Origin of the sequence: Aeribacillus composti, from assembly GCF_007827555.1 — a bacterium.
Classification (GTDB): domain Bacteria; phylum Bacillota; class Bacilli; order Bacillales; family Aeribacillaceae; genus Aeribacillus; species Aeribacillus composti.
Genome location: NZ_VISS01000046.1, coordinates 1 through 15,032 on the forward strand (window position 1 = coordinate 1; position 15,032 = coordinate 15,032).

At 39.9% G+C, this 15,032-nt stretch carries 12 protein-coding genes and 2 pseudogenes; 6 read left to right on the plus strand and 8 right to left on the minus strand.

Annotated features, from left to right (window positions below):
- Positions 1–525: 525 nt before the first annotated feature.
- Positions 526–675: a BH0509 family protein gene (locus tag FB379_RS17275; protein ID WP_375338764.1), complete on the minus strand. Its 150-nt coding sequence runs from the start codon at positions 673–675 to the stop codon at positions 526–528.
- Positions 676–856: 181 nt separating this feature from the next.
- On the opposite strand from FB379_RS17275, the gene FB379_RS17280 reads away from it, so the two are divergent.
- Both FB379_RS17280 and FB379_RS17285 read left to right on the plus strand, forming a co-directional pair.
- Positions 857–1,243 (plus strand): OsmC family protein, encoded by a 387-nt coding sequence (locus tag FB379_RS17280; RefSeq protein WP_063386769.1) that lies wholly within the window; start codon positions 857–859, stop codon positions 1,241–1,243.
- Positions 1,244–1,332: 89 nt separating this feature from the next.
- Positions 1,333–1,923 (plus strand): nitroreductase family protein, encoded by a 591-nt coding sequence (locus FB379_RS17285; RefSeq protein WP_063386768.1) that lies wholly within the window; start codon positions 1,333–1,335, stop codon positions 1,921–1,923.
- 173 nt (positions 1,924–2,096) lie between these two features.
- Here the strand turns inward: FB379_RS17285 and FB379_RS17290 are convergent, their stop codons facing one another.
- Complete coding sequence (locus tag FB379_RS17290; RefSeq protein ID WP_144598506.1) at positions 2,097–4,472, minus strand: YhgE/Pip domain-containing protein; 2,376 nt, start codon at positions 4,470–4,472, stop codon at positions 2,097–2,099.
- 77 nt (positions 4,473–4,549) lie between these two features.
- Complete coding sequence (locus tag FB379_RS17295) at positions 4,550–5,122, minus strand: TetR/AcrR family transcriptional regulator (RefSeq protein WP_066247743.1); 573 nt, start codon at positions 5,120–5,122, stop codon at positions 4,550–4,552.
- Between the two features lie 334 nt (positions 5,123–5,456).
- Here FB379_RS17295 and FB379_RS17300 point away from each other — a divergent pair.
- Positions 5,457–6,801: pseudogene (locus FB379_RS17300) on the plus strand (IS4 family transposase).
- 302 nt (positions 6,802–7,103) lie between these two features.
- On the opposite strand, the gene FB379_RS17305 reads toward FB379_RS17300, so the two are convergent.
- The gene (locus tag FB379_RS17305; protein ID WP_144598507.1) at positions 7,104–7,541 is read right to left on the minus strand and encodes a hypothetical protein; all 438 of its coding nucleotides are present in this window, start codon (positions 7,539–7,541) and stop codon (positions 7,104–7,106) included.
- 397 nt (positions 7,542–7,938) lie between these two features.
- The gene (locus tag FB379_RS19055) at positions 7,939–8,067 is read right to left on the minus strand and encodes a hypothetical protein (protein WP_277874815.1); all 129 of its coding nucleotides are present in this window, start codon (positions 8,065–8,067) and stop codon (positions 7,939–7,941) included.
- A 399-nt stretch (positions 8,068–8,466) separates the two neighbouring features.
- On the opposite strand from FB379_RS19055, the gene cax reads away from it, so the two are divergent.
- Complete coding sequence (gene cax / locus FB379_RS17310; RefSeq protein WP_130156871.1) at positions 8,467–9,522, plus strand: calcium/proton exchanger; 1,056 nt, start codon at positions 8,467–8,469, stop codon at positions 9,520–9,522.
- Positions 9,523–9,630: 108 nt separating this feature from the next.
- Positions 9,631–10,380 (plus strand): YfkD famly protein, encoded by a 750-nt coding sequence (locus tag FB379_RS17315; protein WP_395994375.1) that lies wholly within the window; start codon positions 9,631–9,633, stop codon positions 10,378–10,380.
- A gap of 57 nt (positions 10,381–10,437) precedes the next feature.
- Here the strand turns inward: FB379_RS17315 and yfkAB are convergent, their stop codons facing one another.
- Positions 10,438–11,559, minus strand: coding sequence for a radical SAM/CxCxxxxC motif protein YfkAB (gene yfkAB, locus FB379_RS17320; protein ID WP_063386763.1), 1,122 nt, complete (start codon positions 11,557–11,559; stop codon positions 10,438–10,440).
- A gap of 918 nt (positions 11,560–12,477) precedes the next feature.
- Here yfkAB and FB379_RS17325 point away from each other — a divergent pair.
- Positions 12,478–13,677 (plus strand): annotated as a pseudogene (locus FB379_RS17325) (ISLre2 family transposase).
- Positions 13,678–14,100: 423 nt separating this feature from the next.
- Here FB379_RS17325 and FB379_RS17330 read toward each other — a convergent pair.
- Both FB379_RS17330 and FB379_RS17335 read right to left on the minus strand, forming a co-directional pair.
- Entirely contained in the window at positions 14,101–14,499 is a 399-nt protein-coding gene (locus tag FB379_RS17330) for a hypothetical protein (RefSeq protein ID WP_144598508.1), read from the minus strand.
- A 276-nt stretch (positions 14,500–14,775) separates the two neighbouring features.
- Positions 14,776–15,032 (minus strand): integrase core domain-containing protein (locus tag FB379_RS17335; RefSeq protein WP_144598509.1); only part of this gene is annotated, 257 nt, incomplete at its 5' end.

Genomic DNA, 15,032 nt, shown 5'->3' on the forward strand with positions numbered 1-15,032 from the left:
ATGTTGTCAAAAAACAGCTCCATGTGGCATAAGGGATACCCTGTTTGTCTCTTTTGGTATGGTAATTATTGTTATGAAAATTGCTCATCTACAGTAATTAATAAAGGCCGCCATTATTTCGAAGACTTTTTTTCATTTCACATGGTCATATTAAAAATGAGGCTGAAAAAATTGACGTAAACAGGAGGACATACAAGTGGCAAAGCAATCAAAAAAAGGCGGTCAACACAACAAGCAAAACTCAAAATCCAAGCCGAAGCATAAAACAAGCGGAAGTGCGAACGGTCAAAACGGCTACCATTAAAAGAGATATTATCAAGCGCATTCCCCGGGCTGTCGACTTTTTCGACAGCCCAGGTTTTTTTGTATTCAGCAAGAATTTAGCTATGTTTGCCATGAGTTCAGAGCTTTAATTTTATATTAAATAAAGTTCGGCAAGAGGTGAGTGTCTGCGCGTTTAAGCTTCTTTTTTTGCGGGAATGTTCGCATCGGACCTCCGGCGGCGGAAGGCTTCTTTTGCGTTTTCTACTCAGCCATTTCTAAATATCGATCATAAATAGAAGCATAAATGTGTTCAATGTCCGCATCCGTCATGTACATAAGCGTTTCCCGATCAATATTTCCTATTTTTTCAATAAAATCAATCATATTTTTTCTTTCCTGCCGTTTCATCATTTTTCCCCTCTCCTCTATAATGTTATGATACAGTTTTTTTATTTTGAAACTATTATATAACAGATGGAGTAGATGTTCAACTTATTTTTTAATTTTTTTCCCGCAATTTGTATTAATTGCAAATAAAAAAATTAATCAATTACAATAAAATTGTAGATATTAATGGAGGAGATGATACAGCATGGAATTTCAAATGAAGGAAATTGGATATAAAACAACTTTTGAATACGGAGAACTGCATGTGGCAGGTGATGTTACATACGGATTCCGTCCATTTCAATTGATGGTTTCCGCCATTGCTGGCTGCAGCGGAAGTGTTTTCAGAAAAATTTTAGATAAAAAAAGAATCGTTTATGACGATATTACGATTCAAGCTGAAGTTGAACGGAACGAAGAAAAAGCGAACAGAATTGAAAAAATTCATCTTCATTTCATCATTTCAAGTTCCAGCGAGGATTTGGACCGTGAGCAAATTCAAAAATGCTTGGAGCTGGCGCACAAAAATTGTCCAATGGTTCAATCAGTAGAAGGCAGCATCAACATTACGGAAACATTTGAACTAAAATAAAAGCTTTTATGAGCAAAAAAATTGTTTTTAGAAAAAATGTAATACAATAAATGTGTATAATTCCGATCTGATTTCTAGGAGGTAATGTGATGACACAAACGAAGCTTGCCCGCCAGGCCGAATATGAAATTGATTCTATTTATTTAAAACGCTGGTCTCCGCGTTCGTTTTTAACTAAAGAGGTTCCGGAGGATGTGTTACTAAGCCTTTTTGAAGCAGCACGCTGGGCGCCTTCTGCTTTCAATTTCCAGCCGTGGCGTTTTATTATCGCTCGCACAGAGGAAGATCGCAAAAGATTTATGTCATTCATTGGCGAGTTTAATCAAATTTGGTGCAAAAACGTCCCGGTTTTTGCCTTGATTATTTCTAAAAAGACTAGCGAGCGGGGGGAAATCGGTTCCCACGCTTTTGATGCAGGTGCAGCTTGGGGCTATTTATCATTAGAAGCAACAAGAAAAGGCTTGATTACGCATCCGATGACAGGCATAGACTTTGAAAAAGCACGTCAAGTTTTAAACATCCCTGAAGAGTATGCAATCAATGCGCTCATTGCAATTGGCTATCAAGGGGAAAAAGAAGCTCTGCCGGAAAGCCTGCAGGAAAGAGAGGCACCAACCCCTCGTCGTCCTATAAAAGAATCCATTTTTGAAGGCCTTTTTGGCGAATCGCTGAATGAATAAAAGTTTCAACAAAAAATAGAAGCAGATGATAGAGATCTGCTTCTATTTCATTTTTATGAAGAGGAATTGTGGCATTGCCGATTTACCACATTTAGTTCTGAAAAATTTCCTTTCAGTTATTACGCTAGAGTCGAAGGTGTAAAAGTTCGTCCGGCAAATTCAAAAACAAAATGTTATACGGCCTCGCTAAAACGGCGTTTATGTTGGATTGTAAAGTAGGTGATCGTTGCGAGAACAAACACGATCATAAAAGTGAGCAAAATAAATGCATTTTGCCACATAAACGCATAATCGCCGCTCGAAATGACTGAACGGAAGCCGGCTACGGAATATGTCATTGGCAGCCAGTTGTGGAGCGGCTGCAACGCTGTTGGGATTAACTCTAACGGGAAGGTACCGGCGCTTGTAGTTAATTGTAAGATTAAGATAATGATTGCTAAAAATCTTCCCGGATCACTTAACGTTGTGACAAGCAGCTGAATTAACGTCATGAACGTTAAGCTTGTGATGATCGTAAATACGATAAATCTCGCAATACTTTGCACTTCAATGCCTACTCCTGCTAGTAAAATTGTATCGGCTATCAACGATTGCATGACGCTGATCATAACGAGAACACCAAACTTGCTAAAAAACCAACTCATTCCCGTTTTAGGTGTAGTTGCTGGTTCACGAAGAGGGTACACAATTGTTACGAGCAAGGCGCCGACAAACAATCCCAGCGATAAGAAGTACGGAGCAATCCCCGTTCCATAGTTAGGAACTTCGTTTAATTTTTCGTTTTTAATTTTAATAGGTTTTGCAAACATATCGTATATTTCTTTGTCCGCTTTGACGTTGCTGGCATCTTTGGCTCCATCGTGCAATTTTTCTGCCAATTCATTAGAACCTTTATCCAGCGTCGTCATTCCTTCCGTCAATTGACCAGACCCGTTAGAGAGCTGCTCGATTCCGTGTGAAAAGTTTCCTAACCCATTTGTGAGTTTTTCCATTCCGTTTGCTAATTCGCCGGAACCAGCAGCAAGCTGATTAGTGCCATCTTGCAGTTGATCAGAACCGGAAGCGAGATCATGCAAGCCGGCTGATAATTGTCCGCTTCCTTCCATCAGCTGGGTTATTCCGCTTTTCGCTTCATTCATTTTTTCACCGAATGTCGATAATCCTTGGGAGAGCTCCTTCTGTCCGCCAGCTAATGATTCGGCACCTGCGGCGAGCTGCTCTTGCCCTGCTACTAGTCGTTTGAGACCGTCGCTTAAAGCGACTGTTCCGCTATGCAATTGCGCTGATCCAGAAGAAAGCTGATCAGCTCCATCTTTCAATGCTGCAGCATTTTCGGAAAGCTGGCTTATACCGCTTGTTACTTGTTTGCTTCCATCCGCCAGCTGCCCTACACTTGCACGCAGTTCTTTGAGTGCCGTTTTTTGCTGCGGATCAGATGTTTGAGCGATCATAGCATCAAGCCGGGCTGTCAGCTGTTCCAGTCCGGCACTCACCTGTGCCGCTCCCGTTTTCGTTTGTTCTGCTCCCTTAGCCCATTGTCCGAGTGATGACGACAGATTGCTGGCTCCGCTTCGTACTTGCTCGGCTCCGTTTGCGAGCTGAGGAGCTTTTTCATTTATTTGTTTCATTCCATGAAGTGATTGCTTTAATCCATCCGCCAGCTGCTGAGAACCATTTCTTGCCTTTTCTGCACCATCGAGCAATTTCTCTTGGGCTGCAATCAATTGGTCAAGACCGGAATTAAAACGGTTCATTCCGCTGTTCAGACGCTCGGCTCCGGAACTAGCGGATTGCAGCCCATTTTTAAATATCAATGATTTTTCAGCCATCGTTTTTAAATGTCCATATATTTCTTGAACTCCTTGTTCCGCAGAGAGCGCGCCGTTGTACAGCTCTTGTGAACCATCTTTGGCCGAATCAACCCCGTCCTTCAGCTTTATTGCTCCTTGTTTTGCTGAATCAATGCCCTCATGCAGTTTCTTTGCTCCTTCGCTTGCCGATTCGAGCCCTTCTGCCAGCTTCTTAATATTTTGGAACATCGTTTCGGCATATGTTTCCGTTAATGTATCACCAACTTCTTCTTTCAGTTTTTCAATGGTTTTATCCCCGATTTGTGCTGCGAAAAAGTTCATGCTCTCATTCGGCATATAAATGAGCTCCATTTTTTGAGGGTGTTCGTCCTTTATCGTAGTTGCGTGCTTTGAAAAGTTTTCTGGAATTTTGATAACTAGATAATATTTCCGGTTTTTTAATCCGTTTTCCGCTTCTTTCTCGTCAACAAATTCCCAAGAAAGCTGCTTTTTCTTTTTTAGATTTTCCACTAGATCGTCGCCGATCTTTAACTTTTCCCCATTCAATGTTGCCCCTTTGTCTTGATTGACTACAGCGACCGGCAATCTCTCTAAGTGGCCATACGGATCTCCAAATCCCCATATAAACATTCCGCTATACATAATGGGAATAAATAAAATAGCGATAACAGGAATCAAAATTTTCCGATTCGCTACAATCATTTTTAGCTCATGTAAAAATAATGAGATTCCACGCAACGGTTATCTCCTTCCTTTTTTGTACTTTTGACCATTTTGCTCATTTAGTCATTTTATGATAAAAGAAGAAGGACTATCTATTTCGACAATCCTTTTAAAAAATACAGCTCAAATAATTCAGCGATTTTCTCCTTTGGCAGCGGCTCATGTTCCTTTTCCCAATCAAAGTTTAGGGCGATATACATTTTTAACATTAAAAAGGCGGTGATTTCGGAATCACAGTTGCGAATTTCTCCTTTTTTTATGGCGTTGTCAATTTTTTCGCGGATAAAGGCGATAATCGCCCGATCCAATCTTTTCATCACTTCTTGAACGGCCGGAGTCCCGATATCCCGAATTTCTTGGAGAAGCTTAATTGTTAGTGGATGTTGCTTTCGAAACTCTGCAATGCGATATAAAGCGCGATGGGCGTTTTCAAGAAATGGACGATCGGGGTCCATTGCATGCTCTGCCGTTTCTTTTATTTCTACAATAACTGAGGAAATAATTTCGTCTAACAAATCCTCTTTGCTTTTAAAAAACGTATAAATTGTTCCTTTGCCTACATTCGCGAGTTTCGCCACTTGTTCTATCGTCGTTGCCTTATACCCGAATAAGGAAAAAGATTTTGTCGCCGCATCAATAATATTTTGTTTTCGATCGATAGCCATGCTCCTCATCCTCTTGATTGACTAAATGGACATTTTGGTCATTTCGTTAAAATTATCATACTATATTGCCTGATTAAAATAAAGGGGTTTTTTTACAAAATGATCGACAGGCTTTACACATGCGGCTGTCCTCATTTTTAAAAAGGGAAGAAGGTCCAAGCACGATAACGTTGTGAAATGTTTGCAAAAACCACCACGTTATAGTATACCGTCAATCATCCGAAGCTGTACTTGATGAAAGGTTTCTACTTCATACATAAGATTGGGGAACGAGAATTTTTTTCTTGCTGTTGTATTTTTTAGATTTGAGTATTTTGCACATTGTGTCCTCTATATGATAGAGCAGAAGGAACAAAATAATCAATTACCAAATAAACTAAAATCCGTTTTCAACGAATTGGAAATCTTGAAACATCTTCGAAAGGCACACATCCAAAAAAATCTCTGATTCACCTGTTCTTATTTGTTTCAACTGGTGTTTTGCCTCATTTTCCAACAGAAGAACTGGTTCCGGCTTTTGGACTCTAAAAAAGCGGATCAGCTGCCAGTCAAGGATGCGGTCTACCGTTTCCTCAACCATGGCGCCGTTCTACTTTCCTTTAGTTCCTCGGTCATTGCCAAGGTTAGTAGCCTAACAGATAAATACCGGGTAAAAGTATTCATTATTGATGATTCGATGTTTGAACGGAATCGCAGTAAGAAAGTGGAACTGCTTGCACGTTGTATGGATCACTCGTCGCTCCGGAAGCGATTCTATAAAGGCTTTCGTATGCTTACTTTAGGCTGGTCTGACGGCTACTCCGTTATGCCGATTGACTTTTCTTTATTGAGCTCCAAAAAGGCTCAAATCAATGGGATTTCAGAAAAAATAGATAAGCGTACATCAGGGGATAAATGCTGTGTTGAGGCATTACAGACAGCACCAGAACAAATCCCTGCTATGCTTGAGCGTGCCTTGACCGCAGGGTTGGAGCCCGTTACGTCTTGATGGATACATGGTTTACTCAACAACCTCTCATTCAAGCAATCGTGGAACAGGGACTTGATGTGATCGGCATGGTGAAAGCGACCAATCAACACTATCTCGTAGGGGACTGAGCCGTCTCTTTAAAAGAACTCTATCGATTGTCTAATCCGGTTCAAGGAAAGAAAGGAATCCTTCGTTCCATTCACACGGTGATGGCAAATTGAATACCAGTTAAAGTGGTCTTCATTCAAAACCGAAACAAGAAAAACGAATGGGTGGCCATTCTTAGCACCGATTGTACCCTGACAGAACAAGAAATCGTGCGCATCTATGGAATACGCTGGGACATCGAAGTATTTTTCAAGACGACTAAATCACTGTTGCGCCTTCAGGGAGAATTCCAAGGCCGTTCTTTCGACTTGCTTATCAGCCATACCACCATTGTGTTTACTCGTTACATCGTTCTCTCGTGGCAAATTCGAGGTAACACGGATGATCGGACCATTGGCGGTCTCTTTTATGAACTATGCAATGAAATCAATGAACTGGATTGGGCTGTAGCTTTACAGCAGTTGATCGAGCTTCTTCAAGATACCCTAAAAAAGATAAATAAAATGACAAAAAAATCATTGAAAGTCAACTACAGCAATGGATTGCAGGCCTTCCTAGTTATATCAAGGCTTATTTGCCAATTTCTATCTGCGAAAGTTGAGTTAGTAATTAAAATAAAATCAAAAATAAAGGAGAAAATGGATATGACTATTACTAGCAATTATCTTCATTCCCCTGCACTTAAAACAGTACAGGGGAATGTTGTAAAGATTTTATACAGCGAAAATGTGTATCAATCTATTTTCCCAGTAGCCTATATATCAGCACAATACCAATTAATAACACGGGTATTTGAACCGATAACTTAATTAAGCTATTTGTGAATATATACTCACCTATTAAAACGACTAATCCTGCAAAAATTGCAGATATAATAGCTTTTTTCATAATTTTCAACCCTTTTTATTGAGGTAAGACAATAGGAGGATATTTATTACCATAAGTATATTTAACATAAATCGGGACACCTGTTATATACTCAGATATTATGGCTCCTACAACAGCTCCTCCAACTGCGCCAGCTATTCCAAATATACTACCTAGATATGCTGCACCACCAGAAATTCCACCTTTTACTATGGCTCGAACATCAGTCTTAGTCAACCACAGTTCGATTCCCCACCAATGAAATTTAATTGCTCTTTTTCCTTCAGAAGCTTTAGCGTAACTAATAGTTTTAGCTGAAACGTCTTTAGGCATTACAACAACAATATTTCTTACTACCGCTTTATTAGCTCCACTGATGGTCTCTAAATTATTATTAGCTTGAGATACTAAATTGTTAACAATCTCAAAATCTCTTTCAGAAAGAATCTCCTTTAACTTTTTCTCATCTTTCAATACAAATTTATTTTCTTCGACAACAACATATTGATCAGCTGTTTGAATTAGATTTTCTGATAACGATACATTATATCCTTGAGAATAGACGTTTAATGTTCTTGTTTTTCTGCCGCAAACGCTGAGTATGATGGTAATGTACTTCCTAACAAAGATAAACTTAAAGTCCCTAGTAAAATTTTTTTACGCATATTAAATTACCTCCTTAGTATATTAATTTCTATCACACTTATAGACGTTAATTTTATCAATATAGTTCCATATATTTCATTTTTGGTATAAAAATACCATTAAATAAAGTATTCTAGAACTTTATTACTGGAGACTAAATACCAACAAACTCGAAAATCCTTAAAAGAATGAAACTAATTACAATGCCTTAATGGATAAGTGACCTTTATTTTTTCTCTTTCAGTAGATTACTTAACGCTTGTTCCCAAAATGGAATACCATCTACAAAACCCGCTTCTTTGCAACGTCTCATCTCATTTTTAATCTTTTGAATGGCCTTTTCTAATTTTTCCATATTTACAGCAATCGTCCGGGACGCCGATCTATCATGCCCTGTCTGAATTCAAGGGATGGTAAAAAAAGGTATACATATCGATCTGTCATGGCAAGGGATGATAGTCCCAAAGCGCTTACAGATGAAATTCAAAAAAATGGTTCGCTAACCTATGACTTACATCTGTTTTCAGCGAATCAAAAAAGTTCCCACAAAGTCTTGACTGACTCTTTGCAAAATGCTCGATTTATCAAAATATAGTGCTTATGTCAGAATAAAAATAATTTTTACGGACAAATTTTTTTCCATAATTGTCAACGGCCTTTTTTTAGAAGGAAATGTTTATTTTAAACAATTTTTGTTAAAATAAGTAAGCAAAGTTTTCGGGAAAATTATTGCTAAATATGGGTGGTGAGCTTTATGTTCAATCGTATATTATCGATCTTGGTTGTTGTTGGATTGCCGTTGTCCGTTATTGGCAGTTTGATGCATTGGAATGCACTGCTTCTATTTGCAATTTATTGTTTAACGATTATCGGACTCGCCAGTTTTATGGGAAGAGCGACAGAAAGCTTGGCGATTGTGGCAGGTCCACGAATTGGCGGACTGTTGAATGCAACTTTTGGGAACGCTGTTGAGCTCATTATTTCAATCTTTGCGTTAAAAGCAGGTTTAATTTCAGTTGTTTTAGCATCTCTCACAGGTTCTGTAATCGGCAACTTGCTGCTTGTTGCAGGTTTATCATTTTTTGTTGGTGGATTAAAGTACAAGCGGCAGAAGTTTAATGAATACGACGCAAGACATAATTCTGGATTGTTAATGTTTGCGGTCATTGTTGCCTTTGTCATTCCAGAAGTGTTTGCACAAACAATGAATGATACGGACACATTGACGTTAAGCATTGGCATTTCCATCATTATGATCGGGCTCTATTTAGCCGCGTTGTTTTTTAAATTGGTAACCCATCGGGGAGTTTATCAGAAAAAAGAGGAGCAGATCGAAGAACACGAAAGCCCGGAATGGTCTGGCAAAATCGCAACCATCATTTTGTTTTTGGCAACAATTGCGGTTGCATATGTTTCGGAAAATCTTGTACATACGTTTGAAACGGTCGCACATGAACTTGGCTGGAGTGAATTATTTATTGGGGTAATTGTCGTTGCCATTGTTGGAAATGCAGCGGAGCATGCGTCTGCGATTATTATGGCTTACAAAAATAAAATGGATGTAGCGGTTGAAATCGCCATCGGATCAACCTTGCAGATTGCCATGTTTGTTGCGCCTTTGCTTGTATTAATTTCGCTTCTGTTTTCAGAAAAAATGCCGCTCGTCTTTACACTTCCTGAGTTGATTGCCATGGCGACAGGAGTACTGCTCATGATTGTAATTTCCAATGACGGCGATACGAACTGGTTTGAAGGGGCTACTTTGCTTGCTGCTTATGTCATCATGGGGATAGGCTTCTATCTATTATAGGAAGATATTTTGCGGATAAAATACAAATAGCTTGAAAAAACTACAAGCAAAGGCTACTTGAAAGGAGATAACCACATGAAACAGCTAATGACGTTATTTATTTCAGTCATGCTTGCATCGGTTTTTTCAAGCTTAAGCTTCGCTGAAGCACCAACTATCCCCAAATCGGTGATGGATATTTCAAAAGAAAATACGTATCCAAATCCGAGTCAAAATCTTCCTTATTTACAGCCAAGTGAATTAACAAAAGAGTTAATCAAAACATCCAACGTCCCGATTGAAAATCCTGTTTTAATTAAAATGTTAAATGAGTCTTCCATTACACCTTCTCCAACCGCCATAGGATATAGAGCCGCCATTTACTTGGGACGGTGGGCATTGAATTATGAATCTGAGGAAACAACAGTCAATTGGGAGTATCAAAAAATCAATACAAACTTTTTTGACAATCGAGGCGGTAAGTCGCCCGTTCAAATTAGCTATAAACAGGAGGCGCAAAAACGGGTAAAAGGAGGATTAACCGCTAGAATTTCTGATCATAAAGATGTCAAAAAAATGATGCTGATGAAGGCGGCAAAGAAATCGAAAATGCCGCTAGCATTTGAAACAATTGTCGGCTTCGGGACGAAAAAAAATCAAGTATATAATATCCCGCCGAAAAAAATGGGGTATTTATACGCATACGTTCCCGCTGTCAACGAAAAAGGAAAAGTCACTTACGGAGAAGTGTATTTAATGTTAAAGGGAAGCAAGAAGCAAATTGTTGTCAAAAATGTTACGCAACAAGGCATTGGAGCATGGATTCCTGTGCAGGATCGGGCATCCTTCCACTTTCTTATTACCAATCAGCCTAGATAATAGAAAAGGGCGGGCGAAAGGCAAATATATTGCCGAAAGAAGCCCAAGCCCTTTTATTTATATGCGCGCTTTTCTTTTTGTAAAATCTAAGTCTCGGTAATAACTATTTTTCACTAAAAGATTCGGTCCAAGACACGCTACGTTTGGACAATGGCAATTCAGCTGTTGGGCAATCGGGGATTGCATCCATTTTTCATAGGCTGATAAAAGAGTATCTTTTTTGATGTTTCCAAGCGGCGGTACATCGCCGAAATCTGTCACAATAATGTCCCCTGTAAAAATATTGACATTGAGACGGGATCTGCCGTCAGGGTCATTTCGAACAGTCACGTTTTTGCTTTCTCTCAATCGCTTCAGCAATGCTAAATCTTCCTCATTGTCGCTGCAAGCGTAAAACGGGAGTGTTCCAAACAGCATCCACACTGATTCGTCGCGGATATCCAAGAGCTTATGAATTGCTTCGCGTATCTCATCCAAGCTGAGCGTTTCAAGATTGCTAGCGAAATCACTTGGATACATTGGATGCACCTCATGGCGTTGACATTTCATTTCGTCTACAATTTGTCTATGGATTTTTTCAAGATGAGGAACCGTCCGTTTATTCAGCATCGTCTCCGCTGAAACAATTACTCCCGCTTCAGCCAGAGCTCTAGAGTTTTCAATGATTCGTTCAAAATATTTTGCACGTTCTTTATATGGAGGCTTCTTTTTCATCATTGCAAATCCGGCTTCAACAAAATCATCGACTGTTCCCCAGTTATGGGAAATATGCAAAACATCTAAATACGGGATAATTTTTTCATAGCGTTTCAAGTCCAATGTTAAATTGGAATTGATTTGGGTTCGTATCCCGCGTTCATGTGCGTATTTTAAAATGGGAACGACATAATTTTCCACAGATTTTATCGAAAGCATCGGCTCCCCGCCGGTAATCGAAAGGGATCGCAATGTCGGCACTTCGTCTAGCCTTTTTAAAAGTAAATCGAGCGGCAGCCCTTCCGGATCTTTCGGAGATAAAGTGTATCCTACAGCGCAATGCTCACATCGCATATTGCAGATTGTGGTGGTGGTAAATTCTATATTTGATAATGTTAATTCACCGTATTCCTTCATATCTAAATAAGCTTCCCAAGGGTCATAGGAAGGAGTAATCTTTTTGAGGGTTGTATAAGTTTCCATAAAAATCATTTCTCCTTTAATTAACGTTCTCAAGACATAACGTTCCTTATGACGATATTGCCCTGTTACCTCTACACCGTTTTTTGAATTAATGCTTCCAGCAATGCGGAATACCCTTGAAGCATCAACCGCCCTAGAGTCGCCCCCTAGCTCTTTTAATTGTTCTAAGAAGTGATTTTGTACCGCTTGCCATAACGGTGAAGCTTTGTAAGGAACAGGCTCTTTAAGCCAAATTAAAACCATTTCTTGACCGCTAAAAATGATTATATTCGGCTCTGGAATCGATTGGCCAAAATAATCGTATTCTAATTTGCCGATTATCCAGTTCGAATTATAATTAAACAAATAAAAATCTAAATCAACATATAACGACTTTAATTGCCTTATATTCGTAATTTGTCGGCTAGGCTTATAAAATTGTATTCTAGCTAAAATAAACATCCTCTTCGAGCCATTCTGTTAGTTTTTCAGCCAATTCCTGTGGTTTGTAATGATATTGGATGAATTTACCTTCTTTTTTCTTTGCAACAGTAATCCATCAATCAGAGTTATGATGATGAAACCATGCATGGTATCTAGCGTTATCTAGCCTTTTTGCATTTTCCATAAATATTTTCTGGTGTGCGTAAAATGTTTGTGGGAGAAATTCTTAGAATTCCCGATGAGGGGGGTAGGAACGTAGGTTCGTAATCCCCTCATCGGGGTCACCAAGCGAAAGCGCGGTAGGATCCCAAGCAGGAACATGAAAAAAGGACTCTCTCCCTGATAAGATGATTATTGACCACACTATCAAACAGGAGGAGAGAGTCCCATGAATATTCAACAACATCTTACCACAAATTCGTTGACATGGAAAGAGATCGAACTTGATTTGTTTCGGCCCTGCAAAACGCCTTCGCCGAGCTGTTTACGGCTTTGTTGGAGGACATCGACCGACAATTGGCGGAAACCCGGGACAAGCGCCGGTACCACTTGAAAGACAAACGACGCTCCACGATTCAAACCCTGTTTGGCGAAGTCACCTTTGAGCGAAACTACTATTTAGACCGAGAACAAAACCGTTACACGTTTTTGCTTGACTCCCTTCTAGCGTTTGATGGATCGCAGTCAATCAGTCCTTGTCTAGAAGAAACGGCGGTGGGATTGGTTGTGGAGTGCTCTTCTTATCGCAAAGCGGCTTGTACGCTTGCCCAGATGGTCGGGTATCCGGTGATAAGCCATGAGGCGATCCGCCAGTTGGTGCTCGAAGCCGAAGCTCCGCTGCACTGCCCGGTTGACCAGCAATATGGACGGATGCTGTTTGTGGGAGGCCGATGGACTGTTTGTCTCTCGCCAAGGGAAGAGAAAACGGGCCAAGGAAGACAAATCCTGATCGTTCACGAAGGGTGGAAGCGCAACGGCTTACGGATCGAATTCGTGAATCAGCGCCATTACGTCCATGAGGGCAAGAGGGAGGTGTGGGAAGGCTTCGAGGAATTTTTGATGAACGAATATGCCTATGATCCGTATCGGGATCTTCTTGTCATCAACGGGGACGGCGCTCCATGGATTACCGCGTGCCGGGAGTATTTCAAGGGACGGGTCTGCTTCCAATTTGATCGATTCCACGTGGCGCGTGAGTTGCGCTAATGCCTCTCGGGCCATCCACGGTGACAGGCGATTCGGCAAAAGCCGGCGAAGCAGGATGAAGAGGGGTTGCTTGTGGAACTGAACAGAGCCCTCGGCACGCTGGGGGACGAAGCGAAAGAACAACAGCTGGCTGCCTTGATCCACCGGATCGAATCGATGCCGGGATGTATCCGAGATTACCGGGAATGGCTGAAGGAGCAAGGAGTGGACACAACGGGCATGTATCCGATGGGAAGGGCTGAAAGCGTGAGAAGCCAGTTGGCGTATCGGGTGAAATACCGCCGCAGTTGGACAGACAAGGGACTCGGGGCGTTTTTCAAGGCAATGATTGCCCGGTATGGATGGGATTCGTCTTTTCGGACGTCGTTTCGGAGAAGAATCGTCGCAGCCGGCGGAGGAAACGGCGTCGACGACATCCACCAAACAGACGATCGTGAACAAGGCGAAACAACGCGTCCGCCGTCTTTGGCCGGAGATCACGTGGAATAACGTGCCATATTTGCAGCAATCTTCCGGGTCTCCGATCTATCATGACCTGCCTGAACTCAAGGAATGGTAAAAAAAGGTATACATATCGGTCTATCATGGCAAGGGATGAGAATCCGAAAGCGCTTACGGATAAAATTCAAAAAAATGGTTCGCTAACCTATGACTTACATCTATTTTCAGCGAACTAAAAAAATTCCCACAAAGTCTTGACTGACTCGCGTTTGATCGGTGACTTGATTGAGATAGAATTCATGTATAGTCCTCCTTGGTATCCAAATTAGGTGTCAATTCATCCGATTGACACCCCGAATCATACCAAGAGGGCTTTTTTTATTCAAGTCCCCGAAAAACCTTCTAACAGGAATGCTCCTTTTTATAATAAGCTGACGATAGAAAATGTCTTGCGATATTACGTAGTTCTCTCTATACTGTTCTATAATGTTTAAACACTTGAAACCCTAAAAACTTTCTATTTAGCAATTCTTTAATATCATCTAATTCAAGATTTAATATTGTTTCATAATTACTGAATGTTTTTTGACCAATATATCCATACAGTATCTTATAAATACTATTGAGGAGCGATAATATTTGTGTGTCTACCTGAACTTTTAAGAAGTCGTTTAATTCATCATCTAACATTCCTTTTACATATAATTCTTGAATTGTTTTCGTTAATATTTTAGCCAAATACTTCCTTACTTCAGATTTTCCATTAAGACTATATACTATATGTCTTCTAAATTTTAAATCAAAGGGCAAATCTTCATAAGTCCCATAGTCTGAATTAAATATACATATAATTCTTTCCCATCCTAACACTTTAGATGCATAACCTAACGCAAGTAACACAATTGGATTCGGGGTCTTTCTGTCTTTCGAGCTTGGATTTATAATACTTATATCAGCAACAAAAATTTTAGCCCTTTCTATTTTAAAAAAAATGATATTAGGTCAATAAAGTAGACACAAAAATTTAAAATTTTTTTAGCAGCTACAGCGCTATCGCTTGGTGGCCTTTTAAAAATAATTACGACGTTGTCCTAATTATTTTTAAAAGGTAAATTTTCGGGTCTAACTATTCTATTAATATGTTCATTAAGCTCCCTTTTTATTGTACATACGTTCGTATTCGGATGGCGAAAAATACTCTGTTGCGGAGTGAATACGTTTATTGTTGTAAAATATTTCTATATGCTCAAATATGCTCTTTTTTGTTTTATAACGAGTCTGATAGATTAGTTCTTTTTTTATTATCCTATGAAATGATTCAATACAAGCGTTGTCATAACAATTTCCTTTGCGGCTCATGCTACATTTCATTCCGTATTCCATTAGCTTAGCTTGATAGTCAT

Excerpts from the sequence above, each read along its gene's own strand:
- FB379_RS17275 (WP_375338764.1), bottom strand. The coding sequence starts at position 675 with ATGATGAAACGGCAGGAAAGAAAAAATATGATTGATTTTATTGAAAAA.
- FB379_RS17280 (WP_063386769.1), top strand. The coding sequence starts at position 857 with ATGGAATTTCAAATGAAGGAAATTGGATATAAAACAACTTTTGAATAC.
- FB379_RS17285 (WP_063386768.1), top strand. The coding sequence starts at position 1,333 with ATGACACAAACGAAGCTTGCCCGCCAGGCCGAATATGAAATTGATTCT.
- FB379_RS17295 (WP_066247743.1), bottom strand. The coding sequence starts at position 5,122 with ATGGCTATCGATCGAAAACAAAATATTATTGATGCGGCGACAAAATCT.
- FB379_RS19055 (WP_277874815.1), bottom strand. The coding sequence starts at position 8,067 with ATGGAAAAATTAGAAAAGGCCATTCAAAAGATTAAAAATGAGATGAGA.
- cax (WP_130156871.1), top strand. The coding sequence starts at position 8,467 with ATGTTCAATCGTATATTATCGATCTTGGTTGTTGTTGGATTGCCGTTG.
- FB379_RS17315 (WP_395994375.1), top strand. The coding sequence starts at position 9,631 with ATGCTTGCATCGGTTTTTTCAAGCTTAAGCTTCGCTGAAGCACCAACT.
- yfkAB (WP_063386763.1), bottom strand. The coding sequence starts at position 11,559 with ATGGAAACTTATACAACCCTCAAAAAGATTACTCCTTCCTATGACCCT.